Annotated in this window: 11 protein-coding genes and 1 pseudogene; 9 read left to right on the top strand and 3 right to left on the bottom strand. The window is 70.2% G+C overall.

Annotated elements, in window-relative coordinates; translation table 11 throughout:
• From K6I34_RS17525 to K6I34_RS17490, 8 genes and pseudogenes are all read left to right on the top strand, one after another.
• A pseudogene (locus K6I34_RS17525) lies at positions 1-1033 on the top strand (histidine kinase); the annotation flags it as partial.
• Positions 1034-1042: 9 nt separating this feature from the next.
• Entirely contained in the window at positions 1043-1456 is a 414-nt protein-coding gene (locus K6I34_RS17520; RefSeq protein WP_308294020.1) for a roadblock/LC7 domain-containing protein, read from the top strand.
• Between the two features lie 103 nt (positions 1457-1559).
• A complete protein-coding gene (locus tag K6I34_RS17515) occupies positions 1560-1967 on the top strand; it encodes a DUF742 domain-containing protein (RefSeq protein WP_121799944.1) in 408 nt (135 codons plus the stop codon).
• The gene (locus tag K6I34_RS17510) at positions 1948-2532 is read left to right on the top strand and encodes an ATP/GTP-binding protein (RefSeq protein WP_229327205.1); all 585 of its coding nucleotides are present in this window, start codon (positions 1948-1950) and stop codon (positions 2530-2532) included. The genes K6I34_RS17515 and K6I34_RS17510 overlap by 20 nt, the downstream gene beginning before the upstream one ends.
• Before the next feature lie 334 nt (positions 2533-2866).
• Positions 2867-6268: a nitrate- and nitrite sensing domain-containing protein gene (locus K6I34_RS17505; RefSeq protein WP_374230951.1), complete on the top strand. Its 3402-nt coding sequence runs from the start codon at positions 2867-2869 to the stop codon at positions 6266-6268.
• A gap of 1 nt (position 6269) precedes the next feature.
• Complete coding sequence (locus tag K6I34_RS17500) at positions 6270-6692, top strand: roadblock/LC7 domain-containing protein (RefSeq protein ID WP_049717348.1); 423 nt, start codon at positions 6270-6272, stop codon at positions 6690-6692.
• An 85-nt stretch (positions 6693-6777) separates the two neighbouring features.
• Entirely contained in the window at positions 6778-7314 is a 537-nt protein-coding gene (locus K6I34_RS17495) for a DUF742 domain-containing protein (protein WP_121799946.1), read from the top strand.
• Positions 7295-7876, top strand: a complete 582-nt coding sequence (locus K6I34_RS17490) for an ATP/GTP-binding protein (RefSeq protein WP_229327204.1) — start codon at positions 7295-7297, stop codon at positions 7874-7876. The genes K6I34_RS17495 and K6I34_RS17490 overlap by 20 nt, the downstream gene beginning before the upstream one ends.
• A 208-nt stretch (positions 7877-8084) precedes the next feature.
• Here K6I34_RS17490 and K6I34_RS17485 read toward each other — a convergent pair whose 3' ends face one another.
• From K6I34_RS17485 to K6I34_RS17475, 3 genes are all read right to left on the bottom strand, one after another.
• Positions 8085-8282, bottom strand: coding sequence for an acyl-CoA carboxylase subunit epsilon (locus K6I34_RS17485; protein ID WP_229327203.1), 198 nt, complete (start codon positions 8280-8282; stop codon positions 8085-8087).
• Positions 8283-8293: 11 nt separating this feature from the next.
• Positions 8294-9877: an acyl-CoA carboxylase subunit beta gene (locus K6I34_RS17480; RefSeq protein WP_229327202.1), complete on the bottom strand. Its 1584-nt coding sequence runs from the start codon at positions 9875-9877 to the stop codon at positions 8294-8296.
• A 464-nt stretch (positions 9878-10341) separates the two neighbouring features.
• A complete protein-coding gene (locus tag K6I34_RS17475) occupies positions 10342-12834 on the bottom strand; it encodes a polysaccharide lyase 8 family protein (protein ID WP_229327201.1) in 2493 nt (830 codons plus the stop codon).
• 381 nt (positions 12835-13215) lie between these two features.
• Here K6I34_RS17475 and K6I34_RS17470 point away from each other — a divergent pair, with 381 nt between their 5' ends.
• The gene (locus tag K6I34_RS17470; RefSeq protein WP_229327200.1) at positions 13216-13872 is read left to right on the top strand and encodes a YceI family protein; all 657 of its coding nucleotides are present in this window, start codon (positions 13216-13218) and stop codon (positions 13870-13872) included.
• Positions 13873-13982: the final 110 nt, after the last annotated feature.

The following is a 13982-nucleotide window of genomic DNA, read 5'->3' as shown; positions in this document are numbered from 1 at the left end:
GGGTGCCCCGGAGCGCACCGGGCAGTTCGCCCTGCCCGCGTCCCCGGACGCCCCCAACAGCACCAGCGGCCAGCACGCCCGCCCGGTGACCCCGGACGCGCCGAACAGCACGAGTGGCCAGTACGCGCAGCCGAACGCCACGGGTCAGTTCGCCCTGCCGCAGTCGACCGACGCGCCGAACAGCACGAGCGGTCAGTACGCACAGCCGAACGCCACCGGCCAGTACGCCCTGCCGCAGTCCCCGGACACGCCCAACAGCACCAGCGGCCAGTACGCACAGCCCAGCACCACGGGCCAGTACGCGCTGCCGCAGAACACCGACGCGCCCAACAGCACGAGCGGCCAGTACGCACAGCCCAGCACCACCGGCCAGCACGCCCGCCCGGTGACCCCGGACACGCCCAACAGCACCAGCGGCCAGTACGCACAGCCGCAGGCCGCCGCCCCGCAGGCGCCGGTGGACGACTGGCCGACGACGGCTGCGAACAGCGGCCCGGGCGGTCTCACCGCCGTGCCGTCCCCGATGCCCGCGAACGGTGCCGGTGAGACGCGGACCCCGCTCTTCGAGCAGCTGGAGTCCAACTGGTTCCGCGGCGGCGCGGACGAGAACCACGCCACCGCCGCCGAGCCGTCGGCGGACGCCCCGCAGCGTCTGCCCCGGCGCGAGCCGCGGCAGACGCTTTCGGACCCGTCCCGGATGGACCCGTCCGTCGCGCGGCAGAGCACGCAGGACACCTGGCGCGACTCGCCCAACGACGAGCGCTGGCGCCGTGCCGAGCAGGTGCGCGTACCGGCCGCGGACGGAACCACGGCCTCCGGCCTGCCGCGCCGTGTCCCCCGCGCCAACCTCGTCGAGGGCACCGCGGACGCGGGCCAGTCCGACCCGACCGGCCCGCAGGTCTCGCGCTCGCCCGACGACGTGCGCGGCCGTCTGACCAACCTTCGCCGGGGTATCCAGCAGGGCCGCCAGGCCGGCGGCACCCAGGGCACCGGCAGCCACAACGTTGGCCCCACTTACCAGCAGGAGCGTTAGTTGAGTCCGATGAGCCAGGCGGCGCAGAATCTGAACTGGTTGATCACCAATTTCGTGGAGAGCACCCCGGGTGTCTCCCACACGGTGGTGGTCTCCGCCGACGGACTCCTTCTGGCGATGTCCGAAGGGTTTCCGCGGGACCGCGCGGACCAGTTGGCGGCGGTGGCCTCCGGGCTGACCTCGCTGACAGCCGGTGCCTCCCGCATCTTCGAGGGCGGCCCCGTCAACCAGACCGTCGTGGAGATGGAGCGCGGCTTCCTCTTCATCATGTCCGTCTCGGACGGCTCGTCACTGGCCGTGCTGGCGCACCCGGAGTGCGACATCGGCCTCGTGGGCTACGAGATGGCCCTGCTGGTCGACCGCGCGGGAACCGTCCTCACGCCCGATCTCCGTGCCGAACTCCAGGGCAACCTGCTGAACTGACCCGAGCACACCGCACATACCGTCCGACCGTACGGCCGAAAACGCTCCACCGGCCACCGCTCGACGGCATTATTGCCTTCCTGCTGTCCCGTCCGGAGGATTCATGACCCCGCCCGCCTCGCCCGGCCCGTACGGCGCTCCTGATCACGCGTCGTACGGGAGTGAAGGCGACCAGCCGCTGGTCCGCCCCTATGCCATGACGGGCGGCCGTACCCGGCCGCGCTACCAGCTCGCCATCGAGGCCCTGGTCAGCTCCACGGCCGATCCGGCCCACCTCGCCGGCCTGCTCCCCGAGCACCAGCGGATCTGCCACCTGTGCCGGGAGGTCAAGTCGGTCGCCGAGGTCTCGGCGCTGCTGAACATGCCCCTGGGCGTGGCACGGATTCTCGTCGCGGACCTGGCGGAGGCCGGAATGGTGGCCATCCACCAGCCGGGCGGCGGGGCCGAGTCCGGTGGAACGCCGGACGTGACACTGCTCGAAAGGGTGCTCAGTGGACTTCGGAAGCTCTAGCGGCGGCGGCATCGGCCGTTCCACCACTTCCGCCAAGATCGTGGTGGCGGGTGGTTTCGGTGTCGGCAAGACCACGTTCGTGGGCGCGGTCTCGGAGATCAGTCCGCTGCGCACCGAAGCCGTGATGACGTCCGCCTCGGCGGGGATCGACGACCTCACGCACGCGCCGGACAAGACCACGACGACCGTGGCGATGGATTTCGGCCGCATCACGCTGGACGACGATCTGATCCTGTATCTGTTCGGTACGCCCGGCCAGGACCGCTTCTGGTTCATGTGGGACGACCTGGTGCGCGGTGCCATCGGCGCTGTCGTGCTGGTCGACACCCGTCGGCTCGCGGACTGTTTCCCCGCGGTGGACTACTTCGAGAACAGCGGTCTGCCCTTCGTCATCGGCCTCAACGGATTCGACGGGCAACAGCCGTACGCTCCGGAGGAGGTCCGCGAGGCGCTGCAGATCGGCCCGGACGCGCCGATCATCACGACGGACGCCCGTATCCGCACCGAGGCCAAGAGCACGCTGATCACTCTGGTCGAGCACGCTCTGATGGCGCGGCTGAAGTAGCGCCGCGAAATCTCTGGTCGGCGGCAAATGTCTTGTGGTATTGAACACGACCTGACGGAGCGTTCATAACGTTTCGACAGAGAATCGGCCGGACGTGAGCACGGTATGCGTTCGGCCGACTTCGCTGTGCGCACAATCCGCCAGCCTTTTGCCGCCGCTCGCTCTTAATGCCCGTTTTATGTCGGGCAAATCGCTTCGGCTGTCGGCCGTGTGCACTGTTTGGAATGCGCACGCCCGGCGTGCTGGAATTCCAGGAACCGAGCAGTAATGGGCTCGGTTCGGTTCGTTAAACGGCACACAACGCAGGTGCCGACGCCGAGAGGTTGTTGGTCGAGTGACGCGCAGAAAGACGGGCGCCGCACAGCAGGCGCGGGACGAGCGGGGCAACTTCACCCCGCCGTCGCGCACAGCGGTGCCGCCGCCTTCGGATGTGCCCGAAACGCCCGCCCCGCCGCCCCCTGGCCGCGGCGGCCGTTTCTCACCCCGTAACTGGCGCGTGCCCGTCCGCCTGAACGCGATCCTGATGATCCCGGTGCTGGTGGCCCTGGTCTTCGGCGGACTCGACGTCAAGGGCCGGGTCGACACCTGGACCGAGGCGAAGGACGCCGCGAACACCGCGCGTCTGGTCCGTGCCGCGGGCACGTACGCCCACGCGGTCATCGACGAGCGCGACGTCAGCGTGAAGCCGATCCTTCAGGAGAAGAACCGCGAGTCCGCGGTCATCAAGAAGGCCCAGGCGGTGACGGACAAGGCCCGCGCGGAGTTCGACAAGGCCGTCAAGCAGGCGCCGGACACCCCGAGCCTGCGGCGCCGCATCAAGCTCTTCCGCGAGGCGGAGCTGACCCTGCCCAAGCTGCGGCAGAAGGCGTACACCTCCGAACTGCCCGACGTGAAGACCGAGGACGGCTACGGCGCGATCCAGCAGCCGCTGATGGCCTTCACCAACGAGCTCGGCCTGGGCACCGGCAACAACTCCTACGGCCGCATGGTCTACGCGATCTCCCTCGCGAAGGCGGCCGAGTCGCTCCAGCGGTCCATCGGCATGCACCTCATGCTGGAACCCGCCACGACCGACAAGCAGGAGCAGGCCGTCCAGGTCACGGCGTTCACCTCCTACAACTTCCTGGAGTCCATCGCCCGGCGTGAGTACGACGCCGCCGGTACCGAGGACGACATCAGCCGCCTGAACGACATCTTCGCCACCAAGGCCAAGCTGTCCGAGCAGGACAAGATCTTCTACGCCCTCGTCAGCGGCAAGACCGACGAGCAGCTGGCGAAGGCGGGCATCACGGCGGATCAGTGGTTCGCCGTCTCGACCGCCAAGTTCGACGCGTACCGCGAGGTCGAGAAGGAGCTGTACAACAAGTCGGTGGACGAGGCCGAGCAGGTCGCCTCCGACGCCCAGACGGCCGCCTACGTCAACGGCGCCATCCTGGTCACGGTTCTGATCATCGCGTTCGTCGTGGCCGGTCTGATGGCCCGCTCGATGAGCCGCAACATGCGTCACCTGCGCCGCGCGGCCTTCGACGTCGCCGAGCAGCGCCTGCCCGCGCTGGTCGACCAGCTCTCCCGGACCGACCCGGGCCGGGTGGACACCCGGATCCAGCCCATCCCGATCACCACCCGTGACGAGATCGGCGAGGTCGCCCGCGCCTTCGACCAGGTGCACCGCGAGGCCGTCCGCCTCGCCGCCGAGCAGGCCCTGCTCCGTGGCAACGTCAACGCGATCTTCACCAACCTCTCGCGCCGCAACCAGAGCCTGATCGAGGGCCAGCTGACCCTGATCACGGAGCTGGAGGAGAACGAGGCCGACCCGGACCAGCTGGAGAACCTCTTCCGCCTGGACCACCTGGCCACCCGTATGCGCCGCAACGGCGAGAACCTCCTCGTCCTCGCGGGCGAGGAGCCCGGCCGCCGCTGGGACCAGCCGGTCCCGCTGGTCGACGTGCTGCGCGCCGCCTCGTCCGAGGTGGAGGCGTACGAGCGCATCGAGCTGGCCGGCGTCCCGGACGCCGAGATCCACGGCCTCGCCGTGACCGACCTCGTGCACCTCCTCGCCGAGCTGCTGGAGAACGCGACCTCGTTCTCCTCCCCGCACACCAAGGTCCGGGTCACCGCGACGCGACTGCCCGACGGCCGCGTGATGATCGAGATCCACGACAAGGGCATCGGCCTGACCGCCGAGGACTTCGCGGACATCAACCACCGCCTGGCGAACCCGCCGACCGTGGACGTCGCGATCGCCCAGCGCATGGGCCTGTTCGTGGTCGGCCGCCTGGCGACCCGCCACGGCATCCGCGTCCAGCTCCGCCCCTCGGGCGAGCAGGCGGGCACCACCTCGCTGGTGATGCTGCCCGACGCGATCACCCACGGTGGTGGCGCCGAGGACGAGCTGGCGGGCGACGACTTCACGGTCTCCCGGATGGTGCCGGAGCAGCAGGCCATGGCCATGGGCGGCCACCAGCCCACCGCCGCCGAGCTCGGCTTCGACGACTCGCGCTACGAGAACCAGAACCAGCAGCAGGACGGCGCGGGCATGCCCACGCTGGACCCGGTCGGCCGTTCGCGACTCCGCGAGGAGCGGCGCGCGGCCCTGGAGGCCGCGGTCGACAACCGCCAGCAGTTCCTCCAGGAACAGGCGACCCAGCAGCCCGACCAGCAGGGCTTCCCGGGCTTCGAGCAGCAGCCCGCACAGCAGCCGTACGAGCAGCAGCCCGACCAGGACACCGGCGGCCACGCCGTCCCGTACCCGGGTCAGCACTCGACGGGCCAGCACGCGATGCCGGAGCAGGGTCTGCACTCGACCGGCCAGTACGCGGTGCCGGAGCAGGACACGGGCGGGCACGCGATGCCGTACCCGGGTCAGCACTCGACCGGCCAGTACGCCATGCCGGAGCAGGACACCGGCGGGCACGCGATGCCGGGCCAGGGCCAGCACTCGACGGGCCAGCACGCCGTGCCCCAGCACGAGCCGTACGAGCGGACGGCGCAGCACCCCTTCCCGGATGCCGCGTACTCGGAGTCGTCCTACCCTGAGACGCCGTTCCCGGAGACGTCCTACTCGGAGTCGTCCTACCCCGAGACACCGTTCCCGGAGCAGCCTCGCTTCGACGGCTTCGCCAAGCCGGACCGGCAGGCCGATTGGCGGGGTTCAGGTCCGTACCAGGACGCCACCCAGCAGGGTTACGGTGCCGCTTCGGATTCCCTGTCGTCCGCTGACACGGCGCAGCCCGAGCGCGTAGAGTTCGACCGTCCGGGCCCCGCCTCGAGCGGCTCCCACTCGCTGACCGGGGCCGGTCTGCCGCGCCGCGCGACGCAGTGGCAGCCATCCGAGTCAGTCGAGGACGCCGCGGGGGCCGGCGATGCGGAGCAGCCCCAGCAGGACGTCCGACAGCAGCCGCAGGCGGGTGACGAGCCCACCTGGCGATCGACGAACGACGAGCGCTGGCACCGCGCCGAGCAGCTCCGGGAGCCGAAAGCCGGTGGAATCACCACCTCTGGTCTGCCCCGCCGAGTGCCCAAGGCCAATCTGATGGAGGGCACGGCGGCGCAGACTCCCCAGGACGGCCCCCAGATATCCCGTGCTCCGGAGGACGTGCGCGGCAGGCTGAGCAACCTGCGCCGCGGCATCCAGCAGGGGCGCAGCGCGGGCGACTCCGCCGGCGCCGCGCAGGAGCAGCATCAGCAACACGACCAGGGCTTCGGCCCCGGCAGCACCTACGATCAGGAGCGTTAGTGTGAGCCCGATGAGCCAGGCGGCGCAGAACCTGAACTGGTTGATCACCAGTTTCGTGGAGAACACCCCAGGGGTGTCCCACACCGTCGTGGTCTCCGCCGACGGACTCCTTCTGGCGATGTCCGAAGGGTTTCCGCGGGACCGCGCGGACCAGCTGGCAGCGGTGGCCTCCGGGCTGACCTCGCTGACGGCCGGTGCCTCCCGCATCTTCGAGGGCGGCGCCGTCAATCAGACCGTTGTGGAGATGGAGCGAGGTTTTCTCTTCATCATGTCCATCTCCGATGGTTCCTCGCTGGCCGTGCTGGCGCACCCGGAGTGCGACATCGGCCTCGTGGGCTACGAGATGGCTCTCCTTGTGGACCGGGCGGGGAACGTGCTGACGCCCGATCTCCGTGCCGAACTGCAGGGAAGCCTTCTCAACTAGCAAAGAGGCAGTGCGTTTCGCGCCACCGCGCCATAGGGTGCGGTGGCGCGACCAGCAGCAGACAGGCGAGTTGGAGGAGGATGACGTGGCAACGCCCCCAGGCGGTTACCCGTATGGAAATGAGCAGCAGGGGCAGCCCCCGCTGAACCGCTTCAACTTCCCCTCTGCGCCAAGCCACCAAGCGCACGCGGAGCCGCCGCGTCCGCCGCAGCATGTCCAGCCGGTTCCGCAGCAGCAGTCCCGGCGTTCGGCCTCGGGGTCCCCCTCCGCGGGCAAGAAGCACAATCCGCTGGTGCGTCCGTACGCGATGACCGGCGGTCGTACCCGGCCGCGCTACCAGCTCGCCATCGAGGCACTGGTGCACACCACGGCGCAGCCGTCCCAGCTCCAAGGGCAGTTGCCGGAACACCAGCGCATCTGCCATCTGTGCCGTGAGATCAAGTCGGTCGCGGAGATCTCGGCACTTCTCACCATCCCCCTCGGCGTCGCCCGAATCCTCGTCGCCGACTTGGCGGAGGCCGGGCTCGTCGCCATCCATCAGCCCGGCGGCGACGAGTCCGCCGGCGGCCAGCCTGACGTGACACTGCTCGAAAGGGTGCTCAGTGGACTTCGGAACCTCTAGCGGCGAGGCAGTCCGCTCCACCACCTCCGCGAAGATCGTGGTGGCGGGTGGATTCGGCGTGGGCAAGACCACGTTCGTCGGCGCGGTCTCGGAGATCAACCCGCTGCGCACCGAAGCCGTGATGACGTCCGCCTCCGCGGGGATCGACGACCTCACGCACGCGCCGGACAAGACCACGACGACCGTGGCGATGGACTTCGGCCGCATCACGCTGGACCAGGACCTGATCCTGTACCTGTTCGGCACGCCCGGCCAGGACCGCTTCTGGTTCATGTGGGACGACCTGGTGCGCGGTGCCATCGGCGCCGTCGTCCTCGTGGACACCCGCCGGCTCGCGGACTGCTTCCCGGCCGTCGACTACTTCGAGAACAGCGGCCTGCCCTTCGTCATCGCCCTCAACGGATTCGACGGCCAGCAGCCGTACGCTCCGGAGGAGGTCCGCGAGGCGCTGCAGATCGGCCCGGACGCGCCGATCATCACGACGGACGCCCGCCACCGCACCGAGGCCAAGAGCACGCTGATCACCCTGGTCGAGCACGCCCTGATGGCGCGCCTTCGGTGAGCCGCCCCGGCAGCGCGCCGGTCAAGCCCCCGCAGGGCACACGAGGTACGAGGTCCCCGCACTCACGTGGAGTGCGGGGGCCTTCTGTTTGTACGGCTGTACGGCTGTACGGCGTCATGTGGATGTGGCCGGCCCGGAAACCGGAAACCGGAAACTGGAAAAGCGAAAGGGCCCTCCGGAGAGGGCCCTTTCGGGGTTCGGAGTGGGGTCAGCCCTGCCAGCTGTGCGGTGCCCTGAAGCCGGGCGTGCGCTCCAGGCGACGCCACGCGGCCGTGGTGCGGCGGGGCCGCGGCGGGGCCGCGTGGGTGCCGACAGCCGCCGCACGGGCGAGCAGGACGGCCGTGACGGCGGCCACTTCCTCCGCGTCGGCCGTGCCCTTCTCGACACGTACGAGCGTGTTGTTCATGACGTACTCCCTTACTGGGGCGGGTTGCCGTGCTTGCGGGAGGGCAGGTCCGCGTGCTTGGTCGCGAGCATGGCAAGCGCCTTGATCAGCACGGACCGGGTCTCGACCGGGTCGATGACGTCGTCCACCAGACCGCGCTCGGCGGCGTAGTACGGGTGCATCAGCTCGGCCTTGTACTCCTTGACCATCCGCGCGCGCATGGCCTCGGGGTCGTCCGCCTCGGCGATCTGCTTACGGAAGATCACATTGGCCGCGCCCTCGGCGCCCATGACGGCGATCTCGTTGGTCGGCCAGGCGTAGGTGAGGTCCGCGCCGATGGACTGCGAGTCCATGACGATGTACGCGCCGCCGTACGCCTTGCGCAGGATCACGGAGATCCGCGGCACGGTCGCGTTGCAGTACGCGTACAGGAGCTTGGCCCCGTGCCGGATGATCCCACCGTGCTCCTGGTCGACGCCGGGCAGGAAGCCCGGTACGTCCAGAAGAGTGATGATCGGGATGTTGAAGGCATCGCACATCTGGATGAAACGGGCGGCCTTCTCGCTCGCCTCGATGTCCAGCACACCCGCGAGGGACTGCGGCTGGTTGGCGACGATACCCACCACCTGGCCGTCCAGCCGGGACAGCGCGCAGATGATGTTGGTGGCCCAGCGCTCGTGGACCTCGAGGTACTCGCCCTCGTCGACGATCTCCTCGATGACCTTGCGCATGTCGTACGGGCGGTTGCCGTCGGCCGGGACCAGGTCCAGGAGGGCCTCGCCCAGACGGTCGGCCGGGTCCTCGCTCACGACACGCGGCGGGTTCTCCCGGTTGTTCTGCGGCAGCAGCGACAGGAGGTAGCGGACCTCCTCCAGGCAGGTCTCCTCGTCGTCGTAGGCGAAGTGCGCCACGCCGGAGGTCTCGGCATGCACGTCCGCGCCGCCCAGCCCGTTCTGGCTGATCTCCTCGCCGGTGACGGCGCGCACGACGTCCGGGCCGGTGATGAACATCTGCGAGGTCTCACGGACCATGAAGACGAAGTCGGTGAGCGCCGGGCTGTAGGCCGCGCCACCGGCGCAGGGGCCGAGCATCACGCTTATCTGCGGGATGACGCCCGAGGCCTTGGTGTTGCGCTGGAAGATGCCGCCGTACCCGGCGAGCGCCGAGACGCCCTCCTGGATACGGGCGCCCGCGCCGTCGTTCAGGGACACCAGGGGCGCCCCGGCCGCGATGGCCATGTCCATAATCTTGTGGATCTTGGTGGCGTGCGCCTCACCGAGCGCGCCACCGAAGATCCGGAAGTCGTGGGCGTAGACGAAGACCGTGCGGCCGTGGACGGTACCCCAGCCGGTGATCACACCGTCGGTGTACGGCTTCTTGCTCTCCAGCCCGAAACCCGAAGCCCGGTGCCGCCGCAACGGCTCCACCTCGGAGAACGACCCCTCGTCCAGAAGCAGGTCGATCCGCTCCCGGGCCGTCAGCTTCCCCTTGGCCTTCTGGGCCTGGGTCGCCCGCTCGCTCGGACCACGCCGAACCTGCTCGCGGATGGCGTGCAGCTCGGCGACGCGCCCACGGACGTCACTCGCCTCTACGGGCGCACCTTCGAGATTGCTCATGCATAGACGGTACGCGGCGGAACGGCCCGAAACTCATGTCGATTCCATACAACGTCATGTCTGATTTGGTGGGCAGGCATCACAGAACCAAACAATGACTGGGGTAGGGGGACCCACCAATAGGGGGTGCCCCTTGTGAAGGATCCACAAAACTCCCCGCCGGGAGCCGTAGGCTGGCCAACTTGACGGCCACCCGACACGACGGCGCGTCCCGGCCCCTGCGGGCCTGCCTGGCCCTGCGGCGCGCCCCGGTCCTGCGGTGCGGTGCGCCCTGCGGTGGTGCGGTGCGCCCCGGCCCTGCGGGCATACCCCGGCCTTGTGAACGCGCCCCGGCCTTGTGAACGCGCCGTTCCCGGCGTGGCGGGCGTACCCGTGCATCGGTGCTGCGGGTGCCCGGGCACTGGGCGGCCTCCGTGAAGCACTGGGCGGCCTCCGTGGGTACGCTCCCTGCCCCTACTCCCCGCTCACGCCAGGGCGACGGTACAGCGGTGGGCCGCGCATGCCGTGCCCGGGTCCACCCGTATCCGCAGCGTGTCCCCGGTCGACAGCACCCGCACCGAGGGGTCGTGCGCGGTCACCCGCAGCACCGCGCGATGCCAGATCAGCTCGATGGGCGCCCCGGTGCGGGGTGGCTCGGCGAGGTGGATGCTCGCGGTCCGCCCGCTCCCGGAGGCTCTCCCGCCATGCCAGGAGGCTCTGGTGGTCCCGCGTGCCCCGAAGGGCGCCTCCCCGGACGGTCTCGCCGCCGTTTCCCTGATCAGCACGGCTGCCGGAGCCGTGACGCCGAGGGTACCGACCGTGCCCGCCGTCCAGAAACTGGCCGCGGTGAGCCCGAGCGAGGGCAGCCGCACGGCCTGACAGTCCTTGGTGTTGGCGAGGAGGGTCAGCCAGTGCGGGTCCTCGGCGCGCGCGGCCACCGTGCGCGCGTCGGCACCGGGCAGCAGGAGGTAGGCGTAGGAGGCGTCGGCGGGATCGACACCGTGGGACCGGACAAGCGTGAGATAGCGGCGCGTGAGGCGCTCGGCACTGCCACCGGCGTTGATGTCCCGCCAGGCGCCGGATCGCGCCTCGTACTGGACCTCCAGGGAGGCACCACCGGGGAAGACATAACCGCCATGGCCTTCGACGTGCGCCCAGGCGGCGCGCCCATAGGAGCGTGACCAGCCTACGGAGCACGGCTGGGATTCCCCGTCGACGGTCAGGAGCGGCACCCCGCGCTCCCCCAGGCCACGGTTGTCCACCACTGTCTCGACGGGCGTCCCGTCGCATGCGGTGATGCCCGCGCCGAGGCAGACCACCGCGTCGTCCGCGCAGAACCACGATTTACGGGCCTCCAGGGTGGAGGAGAGACCCTTGAGGTGCTGACCGATGACGGCGAACTCCCCGTCGGTCACCCCGCCCACCCAGCGCACGGCGGGTCTAGGCGCTCCCCAGCCGCCGCCCTCGTTGTCGGCGAGAGGCTTGGCGGAGACGGTCGTGCCGGGCAGCCGGTAGGGGTCGACGGTGGGCCAGTAGGCGTCCGCGTACTGGCCATCGGTGGCGGGCGCGGCCCACCAGGAGAGCATTCCCGCGCCGGTGTGCCAGCCGTGCGGGTTCTCCCCGTTGCCGTTCTCGTAGTAGGTGATCCGGTCGGAGGCCATGGCGATGTTCGCGGTCCAGCCGGGCCGGTGGTGGACGGCCCGGTCCATGGCGGCGAACAGCCGGTGCCCCACGAGCGGCGGCGCAGTGGGCCCCGGGCTGTCGAGAGCGGCGGCGATCCGGGCGAGGTCGGCAACGCCGAACTGCGGGTCCGTGCGCAGCGCCGTCCCGGTGTCGCGGGCCGCCCAGCCCTTGATCAGGGCGTACCAGCGGGCCCGGGCGGCCGGTGACGCGCTCTCGGCCAGCAGGGCGATGGCCGCGATGACGGCGTGGCCACGCTGATGGTCGCTCTGCGGCGGCTTCCGGACGTCCGCGGCCTGGATCCCCCTGCTGATGGCACGGCCGGAGACGCTGTCCATCACCAGACCGTCACGGATGAGCGGCACGTAGGCGTTCTCGACACTGTCGTGGATGTTGCGCGCCTGCGGGTCGTCGACCTCCCAGGCGGAGCCGCGGAACAGCGCGAAGAGCCGACCAAGGCCGTCGAGCAGGACCTGACCGTAGGTGCCGGAGTAGGCGACCCAGGCGTGCTGGACGAAGGAGCCGTCGGCGTACAAGCCGTCGCCCCGGGTGACGTACGGGAAGACGGGCGAGAGGGCATCACGGGCGAGTCCGGTGCGGTCGGGGTCGCCGTCGAGAATGCCGCGCAGGGCGACGACGCGGCACAGGTCGACCCTGTTGGCACCGGTGCTGGTGCCCGTGTAGTCGTCGAGCACCGAGTCGGGCACGAAGTGGCCCACCGCCTCCAGGAACGCGGCGCGACGGTCGGCGCCGGCCTCGTCGTGGAGGAGGGTGAGCGTGTCGAGGAGCAGCCGCGGGCTGCCGATCTGCCACTCCCACCAGTTGCCGTGGGGCGTGGTGCCGGGGTGGTAGACGCTGCGGTGCACATGGTCGAGGCCGGCGAGGACATCGGCGGCCAGCGTGGCCTCCCCCGTGAGTCCCGTGCCGGGCTGGGCGTACGCCTGGGCCATGGTGTGCAGCCGCGCGTAGCTCAGAGTGATCCCGGCAGGCGGGTCGAACGGGGCGTCGGGCCAGAGCGAGGCGGGCGCCGGACTCATACTCGCGCGGAGCGCGCGTGCTGCCGCGCCTGTGCCCCGCAGAGCCGTGGCATAGGGCTCGGCACCCGCCTCGAACCCGGAGCCGAGCATGAGGTCCCGCCACCGCCCCCGCAGCACGGAGAACTCGTCGGCGGCGGAACCGGCGGAAGCAACGTGAGCGGCGGCACGCGGGGAGACCGCGAGCCCGGAGGCATGCGCGCCGCTGACGTCGGGGCCGGGAACGCGGGCATCGAGAGCAGCGGCATCAGCAGGACGGGCCACAGCAAGCCCCAGGGCACCCGCGGCTGAGGCGGTGAGGAATCCACGGCGGCTCCAAGCGGCTCCGACACGGCTCGGGGGAAGGGCGCGGCGAGCCCAGGCAGGGACGGTCGGCACGGTGGGGTCCTTCCGGTGACGGTGCGGCACGGGGCCACAGCGGGGACTCCGGGAGAGGTGCGAGCGACGAGGGCACACCGTGGCACGGCGCGCCAAGGCTCGCAATGGTCCTGACAGCACCGGCGCGTCGCGCCTCATGAGATCCATCGGAGAGCACCCCCACTAGATGTTGAAACTTGAACCAGATCGCGCTACCGTCATTCTCGTTGAAAGTTCAATGAACTTCGACGGACCGTTCTTCACTCAGGAACCCCACCAGGAGCAGTCATGGGCTTCTTCTCCCGCAACCGCAGCACCACCGCCGTCGCACCCGCCGCCACCGCGACCACCCCCTCGGCGACCGCTACCGCAACCGCCGTCGCTGTGGACCCGGCGCTGGCCGCCCTCACCGGCGACTACACCGTGGACGCGAGCCACAGCCGCGTCGGCTTCACCGTGCGCCACGCGATGGTCACCAACGTCCGGGGCTCGTTCGCCGACCACGAGGGCACCCTGCGCCTCGACGGCTCCGACCCGTCCCGCTCCAGCGCCTCCATCGACGTCCGGATCGAGAGCGTGGACACCGGCATCAAGGACCGTGACGCCCACCTGCGCAGCGCCGACTTCTTCGACGCGGAGCGCTTCCCGCTGATGGCCTTCCGCTCCACGGCCGCCCAGCAGCTCGGTGGCGACCGCTTCCGCATCACCGGCGACCTCACCATCAAGGACGTGACCCGCCCGCTCTCCATCGACCTGGAGTTCAACGGCTCCGCCACCGACGTCTACGGCAACGAGCGGGTCGGCTTCGAGGGCAGCGCCGAGATCCTGCGCTCCGACTGGGGCCTGACCTGGAACGCCGCCCTGGAGACCGGCGGTGTGATGGTCAGCGACAAGGTGAAGCTGACTTTCGACATCTCCGCCGTCAAGACCGCGCCCCAGGCGTGACCCATGCGGTGTCAGCGACCGAGGCGCTCCAGGCGACCTATGACGTCGGCGCCTCGGCCCGCCGCCGCGATCATGGCTATGTAGTTGTCGGGCCGCACCAGCACCAGCCC

Source organism: Streptomyces sp. UNOC14_S4 (assembly GCF_020740835.1).
GTDB lineage: Bacteria > Actinomycetota > Actinomycetes > Streptomycetales > Streptomycetaceae > Streptomyces.
This window is presented reverse-complemented; position numbering and strand designations above follow the sequence as displayed.